This window comes from Rhizobium aethiopicum (assembly GCF_900094625.1).
GTDB lineage: Bacteria > Pseudomonadota > Alphaproteobacteria > Rhizobiales > Rhizobiaceae > Rhizobium > Rhizobium aethiopicum.
Map to the genome: position 1 here is coordinate 59,148 of NZ_FMAJ01000015.1, position 25,693 is coordinate 84,840.

A 25,693-nucleotide genomic window follows, 5' to 3' on the forward strand; every position below is an offset into this window, starting at 1 on the left:
CGTTCGGATGCCTGCCTTTTAAAGACTGCTCGATTTCTGCCGGACCGGTACGGGCACTTCCCAACGCCTCATCACGATATTCGGCACAGCGGCTGAGCAGATCACCATCGCCCTTTGGCGTTCTCCTGCGCGATGAAGCGCCCGGCCTCCTCGCGGATTTCGAAGAGGCAATGCTTCTAGGGCGTCGAGCGATTGGTCTCGATGCTCCAGGAGGCGAGGCGTGAGACGCAGGCCGCGAAGGCGATGGAGAAGACTAGTGATCGAAGCATTGATGGGCTCTCAATCGCTCGATAATTTCCGGATCGGAAACAATCAGAGGATCTTTTAGCGCATGGCTGCAAGATCTCTACCGCCAAATCGTGAGGACTTTCCTTCTCTCGTTGAGCGCGATCGACCTGGCTGATGATGTCGTGTCCCGTCCGCCTGGCTATGCTCCATGCACCCGTGAATTGACGGCTTGAGTGGAACAACCTCCGCCAAAAGAAGTTTGCCTCGAAAGCAACTCGAGGCGGCGGCCGATGTTACTCTCTGCGAAGCAGGGTGCGCTTAGCACTCCACCCCGGATCTATTATGTCAATCCGCTACTTCTCCAAGGCATCGATGCATGGCGCGAGGTCTTCGATCATGCGGCGGATATTGGCTTTGATTATGTTCTGACGGCGCCGCTCTTCGACCGGGGCGGCGAATGCAGTATTTTTGCCTCCAGGGATTTCGATCGTCTCGATTCCGAACTGCAGCTCGGAACCATGGTCGAGGAGGGGCTGTCGCGCCTTGTGGAGGCCGCCGACAAGAGTGGCCTCGGTTTGATGATGGACCTGATGCTCGACGGCAAGGCGCAAGACCCGCAAGCGGGTTTTCGTCCCGTCGATCCGCGGCGCTCACCGCTCGATCCGGCGGAGCCGATGACCATGATGGGAGCGGAACGGCAATCGCAGTTGCTGGCGGAATGGACCGAACGGCTGCGGCGGTTCTCCGGCTGCGGGCTCACCGGATTTCGGGTGCTTGGGATCGATCGCGCAGCGCCGGATTTTTTCAGACCGCTGATTGCCGCGGTGCGTGAGCAGGCTGATACGCATTTCCTCGCCTGGACGCCAGGCACCGATTTTGCGGTAAGAAGAGCGATCGTGGATGCGGGTTTTTCAGGATGTTTCTCGTCGATGGCTTGGTGGGACCTCGACGAGAGATGGTTCCTCGAGGAGCATCGCGTCCAGGAGCCGCTCGGCTGGCAGGTCGCCTTTCCCGAGCCGCCCTTCGCGAGGCGGATCGCGCACGGGACCGAGAGCCGCGAAATCCTCGAGCGGCGCGCCGTCAGAGCATTGCGGCTAGCCGCCTCTCTCGGCGGCGGGCTCATGGTTCCCATGGGTTTCGAATATGGCGCCGCGACCCCGCTTGATCCGACGCATGGCGATGGCTCGGGCTTGCGGAAGCTGCGCCATGACCTGGCTTTCGATCTTTCCTCCGAGATTCGCCTTGCCAATACCGAGATTGCCAGGGCCGGCCTTGCGCGTGCTCCATCGCTTCGCTTGATCCGCAACGCCAACGGGCCGGTTGCGGCACTTGTACAATCCGAAGCGCAGGATCTCCGCAGCACATCGGACCTGCGCTTTATACTGCTGAATCGGGATCTCCGGCGAAGCGCTCCCGCGCCGGTGACGGCGCTTCGCGAAGCGGCCTCCGGATTTCTCCCCGTCACTGCCGACGGCGCGGCCCTGCGTCTGAGGGCAGGCGAGATCCGGGTGATAGAAGGCAAGGCGCCGGAGCAAATCACATCCCGACCCGGCCTCGACGTCGAGCAGGCGACGGCCTCGCCGCGGCTTGCCATCGAAAATATCACGCCGCGGGTCGATGACGGGCGGTTTCCCGTCAAGCGCATCGTCGGCGAGATCGTCACCGTCGAGGCTGATATATTCGCCGACGGCCACGACCCCATCGCGGCCGTGCTGCTCTGGCGGCCGCACGAGGCGATGGCGGAGTGGACCGAGACTGAGATGCATCTGGTCGAGAACGACCGCTGGCGCGCCGAATTCCTGCTGGAACGCATCGGGCGCTACGAGTTCGCGGTCGAGGCCTGGAAGAACCCGTTCGCGATCTTTCGTTACGAACTGACCAAGAAGAACGATGCGAGGCTGGACCTGAAGCTTGAGCTTCAGGAGGGACTGAACCTCGTGCGCGTCGCCAAGGCAGAAGCGCCGGCCGCACTCGGCGCCGACCTGCAGGCTCTTATCGACAGCCTTGAAAATGCACCGGATGCGGAACGCACGGCGATCCTGCTCGATCCCGAGACATCCGAGTTGATGACCAGGGCCGACAGGCGGCCGTTCCGGCTTCGCTCCACGGCAAGCGCCGTCGATGCAGAACGCAAGTCGGCAGCCTTTGCCAGCTGGTATCAGATCTTTCCGCGCTCGCAGAGCGGGGATCCGAACCGGCACGGCACCTTTGACGACGTCATACCGAGATTATCCGCCATTCGGGACATGGGCTTCGACGTGCTCTACTTCCCGCCCATCCATCCGATCGGTTCAACCAACCGGAAGGGGCGCAACAACAGCCTGAAGGCGGCGCCGGATGATCCGGGAAGCCCCTATGCTATCGGTTCCGAAGAGGGCGGTCATGACGCCATCCACCCCGAACTCGGTGATTTCGAGGATTTCGGCCGGCTTGTCGAGGAGGCGGGCCGGCATGGGCTGGAGATCGCGCTCGACCTTGCGATCCAGGCCTCGCCCGATCATCCCTGGCTGACGGAACATCCCGGCTGGTTCGACTGGCGGCCCGACGGCACGATCAAATATGCCGAGAACCCGCCGAAAAAATACGAGGACATCGTCAACGTAGATTTCTACACGAAAGACGCGCTGCCGTCTTTGTGGGTGGAGCTCAGGGATATCGTCCAGCTCTGGGTCGACCAGGGCGTCAAGCTGTTTCGCGTCGACAATCCGCACACCAAGCCCTTCCCCTTCTGGGAATGGCTGATCGGCGATATCAGGGCCCGCCATCCCGACGTCGTCTTTCTCTCGGAAGCTTTCACCAAGCCGAAAGTCATGTACCGGCTGGCGAAGATCGGCTTCTCCCAGTCCTATACCTACTTCACCTGGCGCAATACCAAGTGGGAACTCGAGCAATATATGCGGGAGCTGACCGAGACGGCGCCGAAGGAATTCTTCCGTCCGCATTTCTTCGTCAATACGCATGACATCAATCCGGATTTTCTGCAGAACGCGCCGCGCCCGGCCTTCCTGATCCGCGCGGCATTGGCCGCCACCCTGTCGGGCCTTTGGGGCGTCTATAACGGCTTCGAACTGTGCGAGGGGCGCCCTGACGCCAAGCGCAAGGAATATGCCGACAGCGAGAAATACGAAATCCGCGCCTGGGATTACGACCGGCCGGGCAACATCATCGCCGAAATCAGGATGCTGAACCGCATCCGGAACGAAAATACTGCGCTGCATTCACATCTCGGGCTGACGCTGCTGAACGCCTGGAATGACAACATCCTGTTCTTCGAGAAGGCTAGCCAAGCTCGCGACAACGTCCTGCTGATCGCGATCAGCCTCGACCCCCACAATTTCCAGGAAAGCGATGTCGAGCTGCCGCTCTGGAAGTGGTCGATGGGCGATGGCGGCGCGCTCGACGCCGAGGATTTGGTCACAGGGCACCGGTTCAGGTGGAACGGCAAGCGGCAGAGAGTGAGCTTCAACCCTCAGATCCTGCCCTTTGCGATCTGGCGCGTTCGCGCAGCGGAGGCATGAATGGACACGATGAATCCCGGCAACACCGACCAACCGCTCTGGTACAAGGATGCGATCATTTACCAGCTGCATATCAAATCGTTCTACGACGCCAACGGCGATGGTGTCGGCGATTTTGCCGGCCTGCACGCCAAGCTCGATCACGTCGCAGCGCTCGGCGTCAACGCCATCTGGCTTTTGCCCTTCTTTCCCTCACCGCGCCGCGACGACGGCTACGACATCGCCGATTACGGCAATGTCAGCCCGGACTACGGGACCGCGGAGGATTTCCGCGCTTTCGTGGACGCTGCCCATCAGCGCAATATCCGCGTCATCATCGAGCTAGTCATCAACCACACATCCGACCAGCATCCCTGGTTCCAACGTGCGCGCCAGGCGCCGGCGGGATCGCCGGAGCGCGATTTCTATGTCTGGTCGGACAGCGATCAGAAATTCCCGGAAACCCGCATCATCTTCCTCGATACGGAAAAATCCAACTGGACGTGGGATGCGGTCGCCGGCGCCTATTATTGGCACCGCTTCTATTCCCACCAGCCCGACCTCAATTTCGACAGCCCTCTCGTCATGGAGGAACTGCTGAAGGTGATGCGGTTCTGGCTCGAAACGGGCATTGACGGTTTCCGGCTCGACGCTATCCCCTACCTCGTCGAGCGCGAGGGAACGATCAACGAAAACCTTCCCGAGACGCATGCGATCCTCAAGCGCATCCGCGCCGCCCTCGACGCCACCCATCCCGGTGTGATGTTGCTTGCCGAAGCCAATCAATGGCCGGAGGACACGCGCGAGTATTTCGGCGAGGGCGACGAATGCCACATGGCGTTCCACTTCCCGCTGATGCCGCGCATGTATATGGCGATCGCCAAGGAGGACCGCTTCCCGATCACCGACATCCTGCGCCAGACGCCCGAAATCCCCGAGAATTGCCAGTGGGCGATCTTCCTGCGCAATCATGACGAGCTGACGCTCGAGATGGTCACAGACGCCGAGCGGGACTATCTCTGGGAGACCTATGCATCCGATAAACGCGCCCGCATCAATCTCGGCATCAGGCGGCGCCTGGCGCCGCTGATGGAGCGCGACCGGCGGCGCATCGAGCTGATGAATGCGCTTCTTCTGTCGATGCCCGGGACGCCGGTCATCTATTACGGCGATGAGATCGGTATGGGCGATAACATCTATCTCGGCGACCGGGACGGGGTGCGCACGCCGATGCAATGGTCACCCGACCGCAATGGCGGCTTCTCCCGGACGGACCCGGCGCGGCTTGTCCTGCCGCCGATCGCCGATCCGCTCTATGGTTTCGAGGCCGTCAACGTCGAGGCCCAGAGCACCGACGCGCATTCGCTGCTCAACTGGACGCGCAAGATGCTGGCGCTGCGCGGCAGGCATCCGGCTTTCGGGCGCGGTTCGCTGCGTTTCCTCTCCCCTGAGAACCGTAAGATCCTCGCCTATCTCCGGGAATATGACGGCGAGACCCTGATGTGCGTCGCAAACCTCTCGCGACTGCCTCAGGCGGTCGAACTCGACCTCTCGGCTTTCGAGGGCCGCGTGCCGATTGAACTGACGGGCATGTCACCTTTTCCGCCGATTGGCCAACTGACCTATCTTCTGACCATGCCGCCCTACGGCTTCTTCTGGTTCCAGCTGGCGGCCGATGCCGACCCGCCGGCGTGGCGCACCGCGCCGCCTGAACAGTTGCCCGATCTCGTGACGATGGTCATTCGCCGCGGCCTGCTCGATCTCGTAGACGAGCCGCGGCTGGGACGCGTCCTCAGCAACGAAATTCTGCCCGCTTACCTAACCAGGCGGCGGTGGTTCGGCGCGAAGGACCAGCCGCTTCAGGCGGCGCGGCTGATATCCGCGACGCCGATCCCCTACGCCGATGGGATTGTTCTTGGCGAGCTGGAAGTGGAGCTGCCGGATCACAGCGAATCCTATCAGCTGCCGTTGGCGGTCGCCTGGGATGACACGCAGCCCTCCGCTCTGACCCAGCAGCTTGCGCTCGGGCGAGTTCGCCAGGGCAGGCGGGTCGGCTTCCTGACAGATGGGTTTGCGATCGAGCCGATGGCGCGCGGCATTCTGCGCGGCCTGGCCGATCGCTCGCGCATCACCGGACGCACTGGCACCCTCGAATTCCTCGGCACCGAGCGGCTCGACCGTCTCAATGTGACCGACGACATGCCGGTCCACTGGCTCTCGGCCGAACAGTCGAACAGTTCGCTGATCGTCGGCGACGTCGCCATGATCAAGCTGATCCGGCACATCTTTCCGGGCGTGCATCCGGAAGTCGAGATGACGCGGTTTTTGACCTGTGCGGGCTACGACCACACCGCTCCGCTGCTCGGCGAGGTCGCGCACACCGATTCCAGCGGGCGCCGCTCGACATTGATCATCGTCCAGGGTGCAATCCGCAACCAGGGCGACGCCTGGAACTGGATGCTGAATAATCTGCGTCGCGCGGCCGACGAGCTCGTGCTGAACGACCCGGCGGTCGAGCCCGGCGACGACGTCTTCCAGCCGCTGATCAACTTCGTTGCCATGGTCGGCATGAGGCTCGGCGAATTGCATGTCGTCCTCTCCGGGGAAAACGCGGACGAAGCTTTCAGCCCTGTCGTCGCCGGCGACGATGAGGTTGAGGCGATCAAGAAGGCGGTGGCGGGCGAGGTTGCCTATGCCATGTCGAAGCTTTCCGAACGCGAGCAAAATGCCGATCCCGCGATCGATCTGCTCGCCCGCCCGCTTCTGGAGCGCCGCTCCGAGCTGGTCGAGCTTGGCGCGCGCCTGGCAGAGAGCGCCCGTGGCACCTTGATGACGCGCACGCATGGCGACTTCCATCTCGGCCAAATCCTGGTCAGTGAGGGCGACGCCGTCATCATCGACTTCGAAGGCGAGCCCGCTAAAAATCTCGCAGAGCGCCGGGCCAAGACGGTTCCGTTGCGCGACGTCGCGGGGCTTCTCCGGTCGCTCAGCTATCTCGTCGCAACCGCCCAGCTCGACAATGACGCGGTCACCGAACACGAGAGCGAAGTGCGCCGAGACGCCATTGCCCGTTTCGGGCGCCATGCCGAGAAGGCCTTTCTCGATTCCTATTGGCAGGCGGCCTCCGCATCGAAGGCGCTCGCCATGCCGACCGAACAACGACGGAGGGTTCTCGATGCCTTTCTTCTCGAAAAGGCCGCCTACGAAATCGCCTATGAAGCCCGCATCAGACCGAAGTGGCTGCCGATCCCGCTTGCCGGCTTCACCGAAATCGCATCGCGCCTAGCGGGAGTAACGGCATGAATGTTGAACGCTCGGAACTTCTCGCAGGCGTCGGACATGACGCGCTCTGGGCCCTGATCGAGGGGCGCCATGGTGATCCTTTCTCGATCCTCGGCCCGCACGAAAGCGGCGGCATGACGATCGTGCGCGTCTATTTGCCGGGTGCCGAAGGCGTCGATCTTATCGAAGCGGCGAGCGGCAGGGTGGTGACGCCTTTCAGCATCGCTCACCCATCCGGGTTGTTTGCGGCGGCGACAGGCTCGAGGACGCCCTACCGATTGCGCATCAAATGGCCGGACGGCGAGCAGATCACCGAGGATCCCTATAGCTTCGGGCTTCTGCTCGGAGAGCTCGATCTCCACCTGATATCCGAGGGTACGCATTACAGCCTGAGCCGGACGCTCGGCGCGGTGGAGATGTCGGTCGACGGCGTCGCCGGCGTTCGTTTCGCCGTTTGGGCGCCGAATGCGCGCCGCGTCTCGGTCGTCGGCGATTTCAACGCCTGGGACGGGCGGCGAAACCCGATGCGGCTGAGGCAGTCCGCGGGCGTCTGGGAGCTGTTCGTACCCCGGCTGGCGCCCGGCGAAAGATACAAATTCGAAATCGTCGACGCGCATGGAAACTGCTTGCCGCAGAAGGCCGATCCGGTGGCGAGAGCCAGCGAAGCCGCCCCTTCCACCGCGTCGATCGTCGCATCGTCGACGCGGTTTCGATGGACGGACGACAATTGGATGAAGGGTCGGTCGCGACAGGAGAGACTGGAGGGACCGATCTCCGTCTACGAGGTGCATGCCGGTTCCTGGCTGCGCGAGAATGGCGGGCGGTCGCTCGACTGGGCCGAACTCAGCCAGCGGCTCGTTCCCTATGTTCGTGAGATGGGGTTTACCCATATCGAGCTGCTGCCGATCATGGAGCACCCCTTCGGCGGCTCCTGGGGATACCAGCCGCTCGGCCTCTTCGCCCCGACCGGCCGCTACGGCACGCCTGAGGATCTTGCCTATTTCGTCGACCGCTGCCATGGCGCCGGCATCGGCGTCATCCTCGATTGGGTGCCGGCCCATTTCCCCACGGACGTCTGGGGGCTCGCCCGCTTCGACGGCACGGCGCTCTACGAACACGAGGACCCCCGCGAAGGCTTTCACCGCGACTGGAACACGCTGATCTACAATCTCGGCCGCAACGAGGTGAAAGGCTTCCTGATCGCCAGTGCGCTGGAATGGCTCGAACGCTACCATATCGATGGATTGCGCGTCGATGCAGTCGCCTCGATGCTCTACCGCGATTACAGCCGCAACGAGGGAGAATGGATCCCAAACCGCTATGGCGGCCGCGAAAATCTGGAAGCGGTGGAGTTCTTCAAACACCTGAACAGCATCGTCCACGAGCGCTGCCCGCACGCGATGACGATTGCCGAGGAGTCGACGGCCTGGCCGGGCGTTACCAAGCCGCCGGAGGAGGGCGGTTTGGGCTTCGACATCAAATGGAACATGGGCTGGATGCACGACAGCCTGAGCTATATCGAGAAGGATCCCGTCTACCGGAGCTACCACCACGGCACGATGACCTTCGGCATGATCTATGCCTATTCCGAACGCTTCATCCTGCCGATTTCGCATGACGAGGTGGTTTACGGGAAGGGCTCGCTGCTCGGCAAAATGCCGGGCGACGAGTGGCAGAAATTCGCCAATCTGCGCAGCTACCTCGCCTTCATGTGGGGCCATCCCGGCAAGAAGCTGATGTTCATGGGAGGCGAAATCGCTCAGCCCGGCGAGTGGAACCATGACGCGTCGGTGAGCTGGGATGTGCTGGATCTGCCCGCGCATGCGGGAATCCAGCGGCTGGTCAAGGACCTGAACGGCTTTTACAAGGACGAGCCGGCAATGCAGTTCGGTGATTTCCATCACCAAGGCTTCGAATGGGCGGCGGCGGACGACGCCGTCAATTCCGTTCTCGGTATGCTGCGTTATGCCCCTGATCGTTCATCCTCGGTTCTCGTCCTCTCGAACTTCACGCCGGTGCCGCGTTACGGCTACAGGATCGGCGTGCCGCAGGGCGGCGTGTGGGTCGAGCGGGTCACGACGGATGCGCGCGAATACGGCGGGTCCGGCCTCGTCAACGGCGCAGTGTCGAGCGAACCCGCACCCGCTCACGGCAGGCCGCATTCGCTCTCGCTGACGCTGCCGCCGCTGGCGACAGTCTTTCTCAAGTCGCCTTGATAGGGTTTCACGTCCTTCCGGTCATTCGTGCGGAGCCGGATGGATGAATGGCCAGGGGCTCGCCTCCGATCCCTTTTCGACAGGAACTTCGATGAGAATGGGCTCATCGAGTGCAAGGGCTTTTTCCAGCACCTCCCTCAACTCGCCGGGGCTTGTCGCCCTGAAGGATCGAATGCCGAAGCTCTCGCCAAGGGCGACGAAATCGGGATTGGTCAGATCCGAGCCGAGAGTGCGGCCCTTGTAGGTCTGCTTCTGGTCGCGCAGCACGTTGCCGTAGGCGGAATTGTTGAAGACGATGGCGACGACGGCGATCTTGTGCTGGACGGCGGTGGCAAGTTCCTGGACGCCGAACATGAAGCCGCCGTCGCCCGAAACAGAGATCACGGCTTTATCGGGATGGGCGACTTTGACGCCAAGAGCGGTGTTGAAGCCGAAGCCGAGATTGTCCTGATAGCCGCAGGTCACATATTGGCGAGGCCCATAGACTGGAAAGGCAAAGCGGGCGGTAAAGCCCATCTGGCTGACTTCCTCAACGAAGAAGCCATCTCTCGGCAGAGCTTCGCGAATGGCATCGAGATAGGCGAGCTGCGGCTGCACCGCAGAAAAACGAGACCTTGCCTCTTCATTGAGTTTGGCAAATTCACGTGTGCGATCCTCACGGTTGAAACCGGCCAGCGCATTGATCAGCGCCTGCGTTCCATCCCTGGCGTCCGAGACGATGCCGATATCAGGCTTGAGGCGAACCATTTCGGTGGGGTCGATATCGATGCGGATGATCTTGAGCCCCTTGGGCAGCCATTTCCAGCGCATGAACTGCAATTCGAGCCGGCTGCCGATGCCGATCAGGACGTCGACCTTCTTCCAATATTCATAGGCGGCGACGAAGTTGAGATGGTTCGGATGGTCGTCGGCGACGATCCCCTTGCCGGAGCGATGCGACGTGACGGGCGCCTGCAGCAATTCCGCTAACGCGGCAATCTCCGCTCCGGCATCCGCCGCGCCGCCGCCGACCATGATCATCGGATTCGCCGCGCCTGATATCAGTGCCGCCGCAGCGGCAATGTGATCGGGATTGACTACCGGATGAGGCGCTCGCGTTGCTATGGGAACGTCGATTTCAGGGCCGGCTTGTCCGAACACGTCCCAAGGGGCTTCGAGCGCTCCCGGGCCCTGGCGGCCGGAGAGCATTTTGCCGATCACCCCCGCCATGACGGGGCCGGCTTCCGACTGGTGATTGATACGTTCGGCCGTCTTGGTAATCCCACGCATCGTCGCGAGCTGATCCGGCAGTTCGTGCAGTTGCCCTCTGCCTCGGCCGATCAAATGAGACATGATGTTGCCGGTGATGCAGAGCACCGGCGCGTTGGCGCCGTAAGCGGTGCAAAGAGCCGCGCCCGAATTGAGAACGCCCGGGCCGGGCACGACGGTATAGGCGCCGATCCGGCCGGTGGATTTGGCATAGCCGTAGGCCATGTAGGCCGCGCCCTGTTCATGCCTGGTGTGGATGAACCGGATCTTGTCGCCGGCGTCGTAGAGGGCGTCGTTGAAATCATACATGTGGGCGCCGGGGATGCCGAAGACCGTGCCGATCCCATGGGCGACAAGCGAACGAGTGATCGCCTGGCCGGTCGTTTCTTTCCTGCTCATTCGGAGGCTCCAATGGTGCGTTCGGTTACGATTTCAGGCAGCCTACGGCCCGGAGCGCGGCGACGATGGTGTCTGCATCGGCGAGCTGCATGCCGGCAAGGTTCATGCGGCCGGAATCCGCCATGTAGATGCCGTGGTTTGCCCTGAGCGCGACTGCCGTTTCCCTACGCATGGAGAGATTGGAAAACAGGCCGCGTTGCCGGCTGATGAAGGCGAGATCGGGAGAGGCAGCAGCCAGCGCCGTGCGATTGCCGTTGACGCGCCGGCACATCTCTTCGAGTTCGGCGCGCCACATTGCCGTCATATCCGGGCTTTCGAGAATGGTTCTGACGACGACCGCCCCATGGTCCGGCGGCATGGACCAGTTGACCCGGGCAAGGGCCGCCATGTTGCTTTCCGCCCTTCTGACGTCATCGGCATTGCGGGCCACGACGTAGAGCGCGCCGACGCGCTCGCGATAGAGGCCGAAGTTCTTGTCGCAGGAATAGGCGATGAGCGCCTCGTCGACCGCATCGAGGATCATGCGTGTCGGCGCGGCATCCTGTTCGAGGCCGTCGCCGAGCCCCTGATAGGCAAGATCGATGAAGGGCACCAGCCTGTGCGCAACGAGGAGGTCGGTAATCTCTCGCCACTGCTCCATGGTGAAGTCGATGCCGGTCGGGTTATGACAGCAACCGTGAAGCAGCACGACGTCGCCTTCCCCGGCAGAAGACAAGGCGGAGACGACGCTGTCGAATTTAATCTCCTGTAACGTCAGGTCGACGAAGGCATATTCCTTTCTGTCCAAGCGTGCCGAGGCGAAGATCGGCGCATGATTGGGCCAGCTCGGCGTCCCCAGGAGAACCTTCGCCGATGGGGTTGCCGTTTGGATGAGCTCCGCGCCGAGGCGCAGCGCGCCGCTGCCGCCCGGCGTCTGAATGCCGGCGAGGCGGTGCGCGTATTTCGGCGCGTTTCCGAAGATGATCGGCTCGAGCAGGCGCACGAATTGTAGATCGCCTTCGGGGCCAAGATATTTCTTGCTTTCCTGGGTTTCGAGAAGAACCTGCTCCGCCGCCTTGACGGCGCGCATGACGGGCGTGCGTCCCATGGCGTCGCGATAGACGCCGACCCCGAGATCGATCTTTCCGGAGCGCTCATCGCCCTGAAACGCCTTGATGAGTGCAAGCAGGCTGTCGGCTGGCCGGTTCTTCAGTTGCTCAAACACAATTCCACCTCCCGTTTTTGAAGTCGTTGCCGGAGATTAACGGAAGTTTCGCGGCGAATTTCTGCGATTATCTCCTTTCGGGGGTGTAGCGATGCAGACAATCGGCGCACAACGGCTATATTGCGCAGAAATTCCCCTATGAGAGGGCAGGCCATGCTCGACCAGTTCGATATCAAATTGCTCGCCGCCCTCCAGCAAAACAGCGAGATGACGCAGGGCGAGCTGTCGCAGAGGGTCAACCTGTCCGCCACTCAATGCGCGCGCCGTTTGGAAAGGCTGCGCAAGGAGCAATATATCCAGAGCGTCGTCGCCATCCTCAACCCTGCCAAACTGGGTTTCACCGTCGTCGCGCATACGCTTGTCAGCCTCCGAGCCCATACCGAGGGCGGAAACGAGCGGCTTCATCGCTTCATCGAGACCGCGCCGGAGATCCTGGAATGTTATTCGCAGACGGGAGACGCCGATTTTCTGATGAAGGTCATGACGCGTGACCTCGACCATCTCAGCCAGTTTCTCGAAAGAATGATCCGGGTGACCGACAATCTGGCGTCGGTCAAGTCGAGCATCGTCCTCAAGACGCTCAAAAAGACGACCGCCTTGCCGCTGCAGATCGTGACGTGAGGGCGGCCGTTCTCACTTGATATAGTGGATATGCGGGCGCGAATGATAGGGCGAGGCTTCGATGCGGGCTTCGACCGAAAAGACCTCGCGCAGCAGCGTCTCGCTCAGCACGTCGTCAGGCGCGCCGGAGGCGACGATCCTGCCCTGCTGCATGATGATCAACTCATCGCAGAACATGGCGGCATGGTTGAGATCATGCAGCGCGACGATGCTGGTGATCGGCAGTCCGGAGACGAGCCGCATCAGGCCGATCTGATGTTGAATGTCGAGATGATTTGTGGGTTCGTCGAGGATCAGCTCCTGCGGCGACTGGGCGAGTGCCCTGGCGATGTGGGTGCGCTGTTTTTCGCCGCCCGACAGGCTCTGCCAGCGCTCGTCGCGCTTTTCCGCCATGCCGGCGCGCGTGAGTGCTGCCTCGACCGCCTCTTCATCGGCCCTGGTCCAGCCCGAAAACATCGACCGATGCGGGAAGCGGCCGAGCTTGACGACGTCGACGACCTTCAGATTGGCGTTCGTCGTGGCATGCTGCTCGACGAAGGCGATGCGCCGGGCGATCGAGCGGCGGCTGATCGTGCCGATATCGCTCCGGTCGAGCGTAACGCGGCCGGAATGCGGCCGCTTCAGGCCGGCGAGAAGTCGCAGCAGCGAAGTCTTGCCGGAGCCGTTCGGGCCAAGCAGGCCGAGCATCCGGCCGGGCTGCGCCTCCATGGAAACGCCGTCCAGAATCGTCTTCCTGCCAATTTTCCAGGTGAGATTGTCGGCCTTGATGCTCATGACGCGCGCTGGAACCGATAGAGGATGATCGAGAAGAAGGGCACGCCCACCAGCGCCGTGACGACGCCGATCGGCAGGATCTGGTTGGGAATGAGGGCGCGCGCGGCGATGTCCGCGAGCACCATGAAAATCGCTCCGGCGATAGCGCAGGCCGGCAGCAGGCGGATATGCAGCGGCCCGACGACGAAGCGGGCGACATGCGGCACGACGAGGCCGACGAAGCCGATCGAGCCGACCATGCTGACGATGGTGGCCGTCATCATCGCGGTCAGCGCAAAGAGCGCCGTTCGGGCGCGGCTGACATTGACGCCGAGCGAGGATGCCGCTTCGTCGCCGAAAGCGAAGGCGTCGAGCACGCGGGCGTAGAGTAGGCAGGCGGCGAGGCCGAAGCCGACGACGATCGAGACCAGCGCGAATTCCGGCCAGCGCACGCCGCTGAAGCTGCCGAGCAGCCAGAACATGACGTCGCGGGCCTGCTGCGCATTGGCCGAGGTTGTGACGATATAGGAGGTCGAGGCGTTGAAGAGCTGCGATGCGGCGACGCCAGCAAGGATGGTGCGGTCCGCCCCGCCGCGCGTGCCGTTCGACAGCAGAGCCACGAAGAAGAAGGCAGCAAAGGCGCCGGCAAAGGCGCCTGCCGACAGCGACACCGCGCCGGCACCGACGCCTAAGATGACGATTGCCACGGCGCCGGTGGAGGCGCCGGCCGAGATGCCGAGCACATAGGGTTCGGCCAGCGGGTTGCGCAGCAGCGACTGCATGATGGCGCCTGATAACGCCAGCCCCGCGCCGCAGAAGGCGGCGACGAGCGCGCGGCTCAGGCGATAATCCCAGATGACAGTCTCATGGATGCGGTTCAGCTCGACCGCAGTCCAGCCGAGCCGGTTGGTAACGGCCGAAAAGGTGGTCGCAAGCGGGATCGGCAGGTCGCCGATCCCGACGCTGACGCCGATGGCGACGGCGATGAGGCAGAGGGACGCCAGGAGCAGTGCGGTGACCGCTCCCAGCTGCCGGAAGAGACGGCCTGCGGCGATCACTTCAGGAGACCGAGGGCCTTCAGCTGCTCGGCAACCTGTTCGGCGCCGTAGATCGTGCGGATGGTCGGGTTCATCGCCTGGCCGTCCATCACGACGAGCGCCTTGTTTTTGACGGCCGGAATTTGGCTGACGGCCGGATCGGTGTTGAGGAACTTGATCTTGGCCTCGGGCTTGTCGAGTTCCCAGCGGTTTCGGTCGAGGCTGGCGACGACGATGACGTCGGGGTTGGAGGCTATGATGCCTTCCCAGCCGACGGTCGGCCATTCGGCGTCCGCGGTGATCGCATTATGTCCGCCAAGCAGGTCGGCGATGAAGCCGGAGGCGCTGTTCTTGCCGCCGACATAGGCGTCGGCCGACGGGCTGGGGCTGGAGAACCAGAAGACGTAGGACAGGTTCTGACCGTCCTTGGCAACGCTCCCGCGAAGCTTGGCTTCACGCGCCTTGAAGTCGGCGATCAGCGCCTGGCCGCGATCGGCGACGTCGAAAATTTGCGAGAGCTCGTCGATCTCCTTGTAGAGAAGATCCATGTTCCACAGTTCGCCGCGGCTGCCGTACTGGTCCTTGACGTCCTTGGTGCTGAGGCAGGTGCTGGGCGAGAGATAGGTTGAAACACCGACCTTGTCGAAATCATCGCGCTTTGCGATTTTGCTGTTCGGGCCGACCAGGCTCGGCAAGGCCACCGCCACAAAGTCGGGATTTTCGGCGAGCATGGGTTCGAAGGTGGGCATTTCGACGGTGAGGAGCTTGACCTTGTCGTTGGCTTCGGCGAGCTGCGGCAGCACCTTGCTCGGCCAGAAGGCGGTGCCTACCATCTTGTCCTGGAGGCCGAGCAGCAGCAGGATTTCTGCGCTGTTCTGGCCAAGCCCGATCGCCCGCTCGGGCGCCTTCTTAAAGGTCACGTCTGCGCCGCAATTCTCGAGCGTCAGCGGGTAGGTGGTCGAACCGGCCAATGACGGCGTTGCGGCAAGACCAATCAGGGCGGAGAGGCCGCAGGCGGCCAGGAGTGATTTGAGGCTGGTCACGTAGAAATCCCGATGCGTGAGTATATTTCGGCCGGGGTATAGCCACAGGAGGTGCCAGGAAACAAGACCAAATGGATCAACTTATTGCAAAAATCGACAGTGCTGGACATTGCGCGCAGTTGGCTCACTACCAAAGCGCGCGCTAGCTCCAGATACTAGCCGTTTCCGAGAAAGTGCCGGATCGCCTGCGAGAGAGCTTGCGGGTTCTCCTCTGCCACGTGATGACCGCTGTCGATGCCGAAACCGCGTACGTCCTCGGCCCAGTTTCGCCAGATAGTGACGGGATCGCCGTAGATCTGTTCCATGTCGTCGCGCAGCGACCAGAGGCACAGCATGGGGCAGGTCACTTTCCGGCCGGCGTCGCGGTCTTCGCGGTCGTGAAGGTGATCGATGCTTAGCCCGGCCCGGTAATCCTCGACCATCCCGTGAATCACGGCTGGGTCTTGGATGACCTCGACGAGGTCGTCATAGGCCTGTCTTCCCATCAGCTCGGGTGAAAGTTTGTCGTACCATGACAAGGGATCGGCCGAGATCGCCCGTTCCGGCTTTTCTGGCTGAGCGAAGAAGAACCAGTGGTACCAGTCCCGGGCAAACTTCCAGTCGGCTCGTTCAAGGTGCTCGATCACCGGGATGCCGTCGGCGATGACGAGTTTCCGCACGCGTTCGGGATGGTCCATTGCCATGCGGAAGGCGGTCAGGCTTCCGCGGTCATGGCCGACCACCGCGAAGTTTTCGTGCCCCAGTCGCCGCATCAGCGCGACCATAGCCTCGGCCTTGGCGCGCTTCGAAGAGTTGCTGCTGCTGGGAGCGTCGGCCGGCTGGTAGGAGCGGCCGAAGCCGGGCAGGTCCGCGCAGACAACTGTGAAATCCTGCTGCAGCAGATCCGCCACCTTGCCCCAGGTCATATGTGTCCTGGGATGGCCGTGGAGAAGGAGAACGGCCGGTCCCGTGCCGCCGTGACGGACGCGTAGTGAACCCGGTCCGACGTCGACTGTATCGAAAGCAAAGCCTTCAAACACGGTCAGCGAAGCTTTCCCACGAGCTTGGCATAATCCGAAAACGTCGCCCCTTCGCCTTTGCTGCCGGCCTCGCCGGCAAGCTGCAGCACGCGGATCGGAAAGAGGATCGCCGCCAGGTTGGCACCGGAGAGCTCATGGTCGTCATCCTCTTCGATCGCCTTTTTGGCTTTCGAGAGGGCGGCGTTGATTTCGCCGCGCGTAAGCAAATCCTTCTCGACGATCGCGTCGCATATCGAGGCCATCGCCATGATCAGGCCTTTGAGCTGCAGATTGGCGGTATTCATGAGAACTCCCAGGTGAAGAAAAGATTTCCTAGTCCGGCTCGACCGGCCGGATCGTGCCGACCGAGACCGTGCCGTCGAGAATACCCCGCCTTATATCACGTCTGTTCCGATCGATCTCGATCACGGTGTAGAGTTTGTCGTCACGAAAGGCGCTGGCATTGGAAGTCGTGACATCCTCGGCGGGTGCGGCATCGACTTCCATGAAATCGAGCTCGCGTGCGGCCGCGACGATCCTGGCATCGCCGGGCGTACGGGCGGCGACGACGACGGCGCCGTGATTGGGAGCATTGTCCCATCTCGGATCGTCGGGGGCTGCGATCGGTTCAAGCCGATAGATGTTAAGGGTTTCGCTGCCGGCATCCGGCGAAGCTTCCGCCGCTGCATCCTGCATTTGCGCCTGGCTTTCGACCGATTTTCCAAAGCTGGTTGGGCTGGTCGCGTTGTTGATTTCTTCCTTGCCAGTCCTCGAGACGTTCGACATGTCGCTCTCCATTGTCAGGACGGAAACGATGGCCGGCGAGGAACGGTTCCCGCCTGTGCGAAAAACTGCATATCACACCTTAGCGGGGTGCCGCGGCAGCCTCGCTATTATGCAGCTATAAAGTTCATTTTGAACGGCAAATCATGATAAGCTGTACGGGAGACGGCCCATACCATTTTTCAAGTTGAGCACTAAATTACCAGTCGTCGAAGAGGGGAATTTTCGTGAGCAACCAAACCAGCGAATTCGCGCGTGATAACGCAGCGGCAGACGACCACAATGGGCACCACCACAAAACAATGGCATTCGATGACGCCAGCGCGCTCCTGGAGGTCCTCGTCGCGGTCAGGCGCGGCGATTTCTCCGTGCGGATGCGGTCGGACCTCACCGGCGTTACCGGCAAGATCGCAGACGCGCTAAACGACATTATTGCCGGCAACCAACGCATGGCCCAGCAGCTCGAGCATGTAGGCCAGGTCGTCGGCCGGGACGGGCGAACGAGCACGCGGGTGCGCTTCGGCCTGTCCGATGGATCCTGGTCGGAAATGGAGGGGTCTATCAACGGGCTGATCGACGATCTGCTGTGGCCGACGACGGCAGTCACCCGCACGATCACCGCGGTCGCCAAGGGCGATCTGTTGCAGACAGTGCCGCTCGATGTCGACGGGCGGGCGCTCAAGGGCGAATTCCTGCGCTCGGCCGATATCGTCAACACGATGATCAAGCAGCTCAGCGTCTTCACCTCTGAAGTGACGCGCGTGGCCCGCGAAGTCGGCACCGACGGAAAGCTCGGCGGACAGGCGCAGGTGCCTGAAGTCACCGGCGTCTGGAAGGACTTGACCGAAAGCGTCAACTCGATGGCGTCGAACCTGACGGCGCAGGTGCGCAATATCGCGGAAGTGACGATTGCCGTTGCCAACGGCGACCTCTCCAAGAAGATCACAGTGGACGTGCGCGGCGAAATCCTGCAGCTAAAGGAAGCGATCAACACCATGGTCGACCAGCTGCGCTCCTTCGCCTCCGAAGTGACGCGCGTCGCTCGCGAAGTCGGCACCGAAGGCAAGCTCGGCGGACAGGCGCTGGTGCCCGGTGTCGCTGGCACCTGGAAGGACCTGACCGACTCCGTCAACGCCATGTGCGGCAACCTCACCGCCCAGGTGCGCAACATCGCCCAGGTGACGACGGCGGTGGCGCGCGGCGACCTCTCACGCAAGATCACCGTCGACGTGTCGGGGGAAATCCTGGAGCTCAAAGAAACCATCAATACAATGGTCGATCAGCTGAACGGCTTTGCCGGTGAGGTGACGCGCGTAGCCCGCGAGGTCGGCACCGAAGGCCGCCTCGGCGGTCAGGCGCAGGTGCCGGGCGTTGCCGGCACCTGGAAGGATCTGACCGACAACGTCAATTCCATGGCCTCTAACCTGACCGCGCAGGTGCGCAACATCGCCGAAGTCTCCACTGCCATAGCCAATGGCGACCTGTCGAAGAAGATAACTGTGACGGTGTCAGGCGAAATCCTCGAGCTGAAGGAGACCATCAACACGATGGTCGACCAGTTGAACGCGTTTGCCTCGGAGGTGACGCGTGTAGCCCGCGAAGTCGGCACGGAAGGCCGGCTCGGCGGCCAGGCAAACGTGCGCGGCGTGGCCGGCACCTGGAAGGACCTGACGGAAAACGTCAACTCGATGGGCGGCAACCTGACGGCGCAGGTGCGCAACATCGCCGAGGTTTCGACCGCGATCGCCAACGGCGACCTCTCGAAAAAGATCACCGTCGACGTCAAGGGCGAAATCCTCGAACTCAAGGAAACCATCAACACGATGGTGGACCAGCTCAACGCCTTCGCCTCGGAAGTGACGCGCGTGGCTCGCGAAGTCGGCACCGAAGGCCGGCTCGGCGGCCAGGCGAACGTGCGCGGCGTTGCCGGCACCTGGAAGGACCTCACCGATAGCGTCAACTCCATGGCTTCCAACCTGACCGGTCAGGTGAGAAACATCGCCGAAGTCGCGACCGCCGTCGCCCAGGGCGACCTTTCCAAGAAGATCACAGTTCCCGTATCCGGGGAAATTCTGGAGCTCAAGGAAACCATCAACACGATGGTGGACCAGCTGAACGGTTTCGCTGGCGAAGTCACGCGCGTGGCGCGCGAAGTCGGCACCGAAGGCCGGCTCGGCGGCCAGGCGAACGTGCTCGGCGTCGCCGGCACCTGGAAGGACCTGACCGACAGCGTCAATTCCATGGCCGGCAACCTGACGGCGCAGGTGCGCAACATCGCCGAAGTTTCCACCGCGATCGCCAATGGCGACCTGTCGAAAAAGATCACGGTGTCGGTCTCGGGCGAAATCCTCGAGCTCAAGGAAACGCTGAACACGATGGTGGACCAGCTGAACCGCTTTGCCTCGGAAGTGACGCGCGTCGCCCGCGAAGTCGGCACCGAAGGCAAACTCGGCGGTCAGGCGCAGGTGCCAGGTGTCGCCGGCACCTGGAAGGACTTGACCGAAAACGTCAACTCGATGGCCTCGAACCTGACTGGTCAGGTGCGCAACATCGCCGAAGTCACGACGGCGGTGGCGCGCGGCGACCTGTCGCGCAAGATCACGGTCGACGTGAAGGGCGAAATCCTCGAACTGAAGAACACCATCAACACGATGGTGGACCAGCTGAACGCTTTCGCCGGTGAAGTCACGCGTGTTGCCCGCGAAGTCGGCACCGAAGGCAAGCTCGGCGGCCAGGCGCAGGTCTCGGGTGTCGCCGGCACCTGGAAGGACCTGACCGACAGCGTCAACTCGATGGCCGGCAACCTGACGGCGCAGGTGCGCAACATCGCCGAGGTGGCGACCGCAATCGCCAATGGCGACCTGTCGCGTAAGATTACCGTCGACGTGCGCGGCGAAATCCTGCTCTTGAAGGATACGCTGAACACCATGGTCGATCAGCTTCGCTCCTTCGCCGGCGAAGTGACGCGTGTGGCCCGCGAGGTCGGCACCGACGGCCGGCTCGGCGGCCAGGCCGTCGTTCCCGGTGTCGCCGGCACCTGGAAGGACCTGACCGACAACGTCAACCTGCTTGCCGCCAACCTGACGACCCAGGTTCGCAACATCGCCGAAGTCACGACGGCCGTGGCGCGCGGCGACCTGTCGCGCAAGATCACCGTCGACGTGAAGGGCGAAATTCTCGAACTGAAGAACACCATCAACACGATGGTGGACCAGCTCAATGCCTTCGCCGGCGAAGTGACGCGTGTTGCCCGCGAAGTCGGCACCGAAGGCAAGCTCGGCGGCCAGGCGCAGGTGCCCGGTGTCGCCGGCACCTGGAAGGATCTGACCGATACCGTCAACGTCATGGCCGCCAACCTCACCGAGCAGGTGCGCGGCATCGTCAAGGTGGTGACGGCGGTCGCGAACGGCGACCTCAAGCAGAACCTCACCGTCGCCTCCAAGGGCGAGGTGGCGGCCCTTGCCGAAACCATCAACAACATGACCAACACGCTCGCGACCTTTGCCGATCAGGTGACCACGGTGGCGCGTGAAGTCGGCGTCGAAGGCCGCCTCGGCGGCCAGGCGAATGTTCCGGGCACCGCGGGAACCTGGAAGGACCTGACCGGCAACGTCAACCTGCTTGCCGCCAACCTGACAACCCAGGTGCGCGCCATCGCCGAGGTCGCCACGGCCGTCACCAAGGGCGACCTGACGCGCTCGATCAAAGTCGATGCGCGCGGCGAAGTCGCCGAGCTCAAGGACAACATCAACACGATGATCGACAACCTGCGCCTGACGACGGAGCGCAATACCGAGCAGGACTGGCTGAAGACCAATCTGGCGCGCTTCACCAACATGCTGCAGGGCCAACGCGACCTGACGCTGGTCGGCAAGATGTTGCTGTCGGAGCTGGCGCCGCTGGTCGGCGCGCATCAGGGTGTCATCTACCAGGTGGATGCCGACGAAGAGCAGCCATTCCTGTCGCTGCTGTCGGTCTACGCGCAGGGTGTCGAGGCGGCGCATCCGCTGCGGCTCGATTTCGGCCAGGGCCTCGTCGGCCAATGCGCCAGCGATGCCCGCCGTATCCTCGTCACCGATCTTCCCGACAATGTCATTCCGATCAGCTCGGGCGTGTTCACGACGCTGCCGCGCAGCGCGATCGTCCTGCCTGTGCATTTCGAGGGCCAGGTGAAGGCGGTGATAGAGCTTGCTTCAGCAGGTGACTTCACCGAGCTGCAGCTCTCCTTCCTCGACCAGCTGACGACTTCGATCGGCATCGTGCTCAACTCGATCGAAGCGACGATGCAGACCGAAGGCTTGCTCAAGCAATCCCAACAGCTCGCCGCCGAGCTGCAAACACAGCAGCGGGAGCTGCAGCAGACCAACGAACAGCTCGGGCAGAAGGCGCAGCAGCTCGAGGAACGCAACGTCGAAGTCGAGGCGAAGAACCAGGAGATCGAGCAGGCCAGACGTGCTCTCGAGGAAAAGGCGACCGAGCTGGCGCTGACATCGAAATACAAATCCGAATTCCTCGCCAACATGTCGCACGAGCTGCGCACGCCTTTGAATTCGATCCTTATTCTCGGCCAGCAGCTCGGCGAAAACCCGGACGGCAACCTCTCGGTCAAGCAGGTCGAATTCGCAAAGACGATCCATGGCGCCGGCACCGATCTTCTGAACCTGATCAGCGACATCCTCGACCTCTCGAAGATCGAGTCCGGCACGGTCTCGGTCGACGCCGAGGAGATATTCGTCAGCAACCTGTTGGAGGTGATGGCCCGGCCGTTCCGGCACGAGGCGGAAAACCGCAACCTCTCCTTCGCGATCGAGGTCGACGCCGAAATCACCAAGAGCATCATCACTGACTCGAAGCGGCTGCAGCAGATCCTCAAGAACCTGCTCTCGAACGCCTTCAAGTTCACCGCGCACGGCGGCGTCACGCTGCGCGTCGCCTCGGCAACGAACGGCTGGTCGCCGGAGCATCCTTCGCTGCGGCACGCGCCTTCCGTCATCGCCTTCGAAGTGGTCGATACCGGCATCGGCATACCGCCCGATAAGCAGCGCATCATCTTCGAGGCGTTCCAGCAGGCGGATGCGTCTACCAGCCGCAAATATGGCGGCACCGGCCTGGGGCTCGCCATCAGCCGCGAACTGGCAAACCTGCTCGGCGGCGAAATCCAGCTGCGCAGCACGCCGGGCGTCGGCAGCACCTTCGTGCTCTACCTGCCGCTCACCTATGTTGGCGCTGGCGCCGTGGCGCCGAAGCCCACCCAGGCACCGGCAAATGTCGTGGAATTCGCGGAAGCCGCCGCCCTCCGCCGGGCCGAAAAGCCCGCCGAACATGTCCAGGATGACCGGCAACGGATCGAAGCAGGCGATTCCGTGCTGCTCATCGTCGAGGACGATGCGCATTATGCCCGCGTTCTGGTCGATCTCGCCCACGACAATGGTTTCAAGGTGCTGGTGGCAATGCGCGGCAGCGATGCGCTTGTTCTGGCGCAGGAATACAAGCCGTCAGCGATTTCACTCGATATTTTCCTGCCGGACATGCTCGGCTGGACGGTGCTGAGCCAACTCAAGCAGAATTCGCAGACGCGGCACATTCCGGTCCAGATCATCAGCCTCGACGAGGACCGGCAGCATGGCCTGACCCGCGGCGCCTTCGCCTTCATGAGCAAGCCGACGACGCCGGAAGGGCTCGGCAAAGCCTTGTCTCGACTTAAGGCCTACGCCGAACCGCGCCGCAAGCAGCTTCTGCTGGTGGAGGACAACGAGGCCGAGCGCATGAGCGTCACCGCTCTTCTCGGGCACGACGACATCGATATAACAAGCGTCGGCTCCGGATCGGAGGCGCTTACCGTTCTCAGGCAGGGCGCGGCCGATTGCGTCGTGCTCGACCTCACGCTCCCCGATATGTCGGGCTTCGAAGTGCTGGAGCAAATACGCGACGACGAAGGAATCGCCGAGGTGCCGGTGGTCGTCTTCACCGGCCGGGAGCTTTCGCCCGAGGAAGACGCCACACTGCACAGTATGGCCCGCAGCGTCGTGGTGAAGGGCGTTGAGTCGCCCGAGCGCCTGCTCGACGAGACGGCGCTGTTCCTGCACCGGGTCGTCGCCGACCTTCCGGCAGCAAAACAGGCTACGCTGCAGGAACTGCACAGCTCGGATGAGGATCTTGTCGGCGAGACCGTGCTGCTCGTCGACGACGATGCCCGCAACATCTTCGCGCTGAGCAGCGTGCTCGAACGCCGCGGCATGAAGGTGCTGACCGCGACGACCGGCAGCGAGGCGATCGACGTCATCAACAACGAGCCTTCCGTCGCTATCGTGCTGATGGACATCATGATGCCGGGGATGGACGGCTATGAGACGATGCAGGTGATCCGCTCTGAGCCCCGCTTCCGGAGGTTGCCGATCCTGGCGCTGACGGCCAAGGCGATGAAGGGCGACCGGGAGAAATGCCTGGAGGCGGGCGCTTCGGATTACCTGGCGAAGCCCGTCAACACCGAGCAGCTCCTATCGGCTTTGCGCATGTGGCTGCACCGCTGAGGACCCGGTCATGAACCCCGTCAACATCCTCCTCGTCGACGACCAGCCCGCCAAGCTCCTGAGCTATGAGGTCATCCTCGAAGAACTCGAGGAAAACCTCATCAAGGCGCAATCCGCCCGCGAAGCGTTCGAACACCTGCTGCGCACCGAAATCGCTGTAATCCTCGTCGACGTCTGCATGCCCGAGCAGGACGGTTTCGAACTCGTCGGCATGATCCGGCAGCATCCACGCTATCAGAACACGCCGATCATCTTCGTCTCCGCCGTGATGCTGGCCGAACCGGACCGGCTACGCGGCTACGCGGTCGGCGCCGTCGACTATGTCTCGGTGCCGATCGTGCCCGAGGTGCTGAGGGCAAAGGTCAGGGTCTTTGCGGATCTGTACCGGAAGACACGGGAACTCGAGCGCCTGAATGCCGAGCTGGAGGCCAGGGTGCACCAGCGCACCGCCGAGCTCGAGGCCTCGGCAGCGCAATTGCGTCAGCTGAACGAGGAACTCGAACACCGCATTGACCAAAGGACGCGCGAGCGGGAGGAGGCGCTGGCGCAGCTGTTCGAGGCGCAGAAGCTCGATACGATCGGCCACCTGACAGGCGGCGTGGCGCACGATTTCAACAATCTTCTGATGGCGGTGCTCGGCAGCCTCAGTCTGCTAAAAAAGCGGCTTCCGCCGGATGAGCGCAGTGAACGCTTGGTGACGAACGCCATCCAGGCGGCGGAACGCGGTACGGCGCTCACTCAGCGCCTGCTTGCCTTTGCTCGCCGCCAGGAGCTGAAGCCGCAGGCGGTCGACTTCCTCCGGCTGTTCGAAAATGTCGAGGATCTGCTCGCCAAGGCGGTCGGACCGCGCGTCGAGATCCGCAAGCGGATCCCGGCGGATCTGGAGCCGTTGCTGGTGGACAGCAACCAGCTGGAACTGGCGCTCCTCAACCTCTTCGTCAATGCCCGGGACGCGCTCGAAAGCGGCGGTGCGGTGACGGTTGCGGCGGCGGCGGAGGAGGCGCGACCGGCTGGTCTTGCGGGCGGGAATTACATCAAGATATCTGTCTCGGACGATGGCGAGGGGATGGACGAGGCGACGGTCCTGCGCGCAGCCGAGCCATTCTTCACCACGAAGGGGATCGGCAAGGGGACCGGGCTCGGCCTGTCGATGGTGCACGGCCTGGCAGCGCAGTCGGGCGGTTCGATCCAGATTTCGAGCACAAGAGGGAAGGGCACGACCGTCTCCCTCTGGCTGCCCGTTGCGCAGAGCATTGCCGGGGCGCAGCCGGCGGTCGTAGCTGCGGCCGCAGAATCCTTAAAACCCGTCTCGCGATCGCTGGCCATCCTCGTCGTCGATGACGATGCGCTCGTCAGGACCGGAACCGTGGCGATGCTGGAGGATCTCGGACACCTGCCGCAGGAGGCCGCTTCCGCTTCCCAGGCTCTGGAATTCCTCGCCGGTGGACAGGAGTGTGATCTCGTCATCACCGATCATGCCATGCCAGGCATGACGGGCGCCGAGCTCGCGCGTCACCTTCGTTCAGCCTTCCCCACCCTGCCCGTAATCCTCGCCTCCGGCTATGTCGAGCTTACCGAGGATCAGGGGCTCGGGTGGATTCTCAGGATGACGAAGCCGTTCACGCAGGAGCAACTGCAGGAGGCCATGGACGAGGCGCTGAGGGACAAGGTCGCGGCGGCGTGATGACCGAAGCGCCGCGGCCGGCGGCGCTGGAGTAGTTGGAAGTGGATCAATTCCATCTCTTATTTGTCCGCTCCCAAGAGATGATCAGAAAATACGAAAAGCTATCAATTTTATTGTCTGTTGGGTTTATGGCCAAAGCCGAATCTTCGAAATCCCCTGGCCCCGCTCAG

14 protein-coding genes are annotated in these 25,693 nt (G+C 62.6%); 6 read left to right on the top strand and 8 right to left on the bottom strand.

Annotated features, from left to right (window positions below):
- Nucleotides 1-518 precede the first annotated feature (518 nt).
- The 3 genes from GA0061105_RS25280 to glgB are packed head-to-tail and all read left to right on the top strand — an operon-like array spanning nt 519 to nt 9,223.
- Nucleotides 519-3,746, top strand: coding sequence for an alpha-1,4-glucan--maltose-1-phosphate maltosyltransferase (locus tag GA0061105_RS25280; RefSeq protein ID WP_092753664.1), 3,228 nt, complete (start codon nt 519-521; stop codon nt 3,744-3,746).
- The gene (treS, locus tag GA0061105_RS25285) at nt 3,747-7,028 is read left to right on the top strand and encodes a maltose alpha-D-glucosyltransferase (protein ID WP_092753666.1); all 3,282 of its coding nucleotides are present in this window, start codon (nt 3,747-3,749) and stop codon (nt 7,026-7,028) included. It abuts the gene before it with no gap.
- Nucleotides 7,025-9,223 carry a 1,4-alpha-glucan branching protein GlgB gene (glgB, locus tag GA0061105_RS25290; protein WP_092753668.1) on the top strand — a complete coding sequence of 733 codons (2,199 nt, stop codon included), beginning with the start codon at nt 7,025-7,027 and terminating at the stop codon, nt 9,221-9,223. Before treS ends, glgB begins: the two co-directional genes overlap by 4 nt.
- Nucleotides 9,224-9,244: 21 nt before the next feature.
- On the opposite strand, the gene GA0061105_RS25295 is transcribed toward glgB, so the two are convergent.
- The gene (locus GA0061105_RS25295; RefSeq protein WP_064693075.1) at nt 9,245-10,870 is read right to left on the bottom strand and encodes a thiamine pyrophosphate-dependent enzyme; all 1,626 of its coding nucleotides are present in this window, start codon (nt 10,868-10,870) and stop codon (nt 9,245-9,247) included.
- Nucleotides 10,871-10,895: 25 nt separating this feature from the next.
- Nucleotides 10,896-12,074 (bottom strand): amino acid aminotransferase, encoded by a 1,179-nt coding sequence (locus GA0061105_RS25300; protein ID WP_092753670.1) that lies wholly within the window; start codon nt 12,072-12,074, stop codon nt 10,896-10,898.
- A gap of 153 nt (nt 12,075-12,227) precedes the next feature.
- On the opposite strand from GA0061105_RS25300, the gene GA0061105_RS25305 reads away from it, so the two are divergent.
- A complete protein-coding gene (locus GA0061105_RS25305) occupies nt 12,228-12,695 on the top strand; it encodes an Lrp/AsnC family transcriptional regulator (protein WP_064693073.1) in 468 nt (155 codons plus the stop codon).
- A gap of 12 nt (nt 12,696-12,707) precedes the next feature.
- On the opposite strand, the gene GA0061105_RS25310 is transcribed toward GA0061105_RS25305, so the two are convergent.
- From GA0061105_RS25310 to GA0061105_RS25335, 6 genes are all read right to left on the bottom strand, one after another.
- Nucleotides 12,708-13,469: an ABC transporter ATP-binding protein gene (locus tag GA0061105_RS25310; RefSeq protein ID WP_064693072.1), complete on the bottom strand. Its 762-nt coding sequence runs from the start codon at nt 13,467-13,469 to the stop codon at nt 12,708-12,710.
- Nucleotides 13,466-14,506 (bottom strand): FecCD family ABC transporter permease, encoded by a 1,041-nt coding sequence (locus GA0061105_RS25315; RefSeq protein WP_092753672.1) that lies wholly within the window; start codon nt 14,504-14,506, stop codon nt 13,466-13,468. The genes GA0061105_RS25310 and GA0061105_RS25315 overlap by 4 nt, the downstream gene beginning before the upstream one ends.
- Nucleotides 14,503-15,528 carry an ABC transporter substrate-binding protein gene (locus GA0061105_RS25320; protein ID WP_092753674.1) on the bottom strand — a complete coding sequence of 342 codons (1,026 nt, stop codon included), beginning with the start codon at nt 15,526-15,528 and terminating at the stop codon, nt 14,503-14,505. The genes GA0061105_RS25315 and GA0061105_RS25320 overlap by 4 nt, the downstream gene beginning before the upstream one ends.
- A gap of 155 nt (nt 15,529-15,683) precedes the next feature.
- The gene (locus GA0061105_RS25325) at nt 15,684-16,547 is read right to left on the bottom strand and encodes an alpha/beta fold hydrolase (RefSeq protein WP_092753676.1); all 864 of its coding nucleotides are present in this window, start codon (nt 16,545-16,547) and stop codon (nt 15,684-15,686) included.
- A gap of 2 nt (nt 16,548-16,549) precedes the next feature.
- Entirely contained in the window at nt 16,550-16,831 is a 282-nt protein-coding gene (locus GA0061105_RS25330) for a hypothetical protein (RefSeq protein ID WP_092753678.1), read from the bottom strand.
- A 28-nt stretch (nt 16,832-16,859) separates the two neighbouring features.
- Entirely contained in the window at nt 16,860-17,312 is a 453-nt protein-coding gene (locus GA0061105_RS25335; protein WP_064693067.1) for a hypothetical protein, read from the bottom strand.
- Between the two features lie 224 nt (nt 17,313-17,536).
- Here GA0061105_RS25335 and GA0061105_RS25340 point away from each other — a divergent pair, with 224 nt between their 5' ends.
- Both GA0061105_RS25340 and GA0061105_RS25345 read left to right on the top strand, forming a co-directional pair.
- A complete protein-coding gene (locus tag GA0061105_RS25340) occupies nt 17,537-23,839 on the top strand; it encodes a HAMP domain-containing protein (RefSeq protein ID WP_092753680.1) in 6,303 nt (2,100 codons plus the stop codon).
- Between the two features lie 10 nt (nt 23,840-23,849).
- Nucleotides 23,850-25,523 (top strand): response regulator, encoded by a 1,674-nt coding sequence (locus tag GA0061105_RS25345; protein ID WP_092753682.1) that lies wholly within the window; start codon nt 23,850-23,852, stop codon nt 25,521-25,523.
- The last annotated feature ends 170 nt before the right edge of the window (nt 25,524-25,693 follow it).

Coding starts and splice junctions, on each gene's coding strand:
- GA0061105_RS25280 (WP_092753664.1), top strand. CDS start 519: ATGTTACTCTCTGCGAAGCAGGGTGCGCTTAGCACTCCACCCCGGATC.
- treS (WP_092753666.1), top strand. CDS start 3,747: ATGGACACGATGAATCCCGGCAACACCGACCAACCGCTCTGGTACAAG.
- glgB (WP_092753668.1), top strand. CDS start 7,025: ATGAATGTTGAACGCTCGGAACTTCTCGCAGGCGTCGGACATGACGCG.
- GA0061105_RS25295 (WP_064693075.1), bottom strand. CDS start 10,870: ATGAGCAGGAAAGAAACGACCGGCCAGGCGATCACTCGTTCGCTTGTC.
- GA0061105_RS25305 (WP_064693073.1), top strand. CDS start 12,228: ATGCTCGACCAGTTCGATATCAAATTGCTCGCCGCCCTCCAGCAAAAC.
- GA0061105_RS25310 (WP_064693072.1), bottom strand. CDS start 13,469: ATGAGCATCAAGGCCGACAATCTCACCTGGAAAATTGGCAGGAAGACG.
- GA0061105_RS25330 (WP_092753678.1), bottom strand. CDS start 16,831: ATGAATACCGCCAATCTGCAGCTCAAAGGCCTGATCATGGCGATGGCC.
- GA0061105_RS25335 (WP_064693067.1), bottom strand. CDS start 17,312: ATGTCGAACGTCTCGAGGACTGGCAAGGAAGAAATCAACAACGCGACC.
- GA0061105_RS25345 (WP_092753682.1), top strand. CDS start 23,850: ATGAACCCCGTCAACATCCTCCTCGTCGACGACCAGCCCGCCAAGCTC.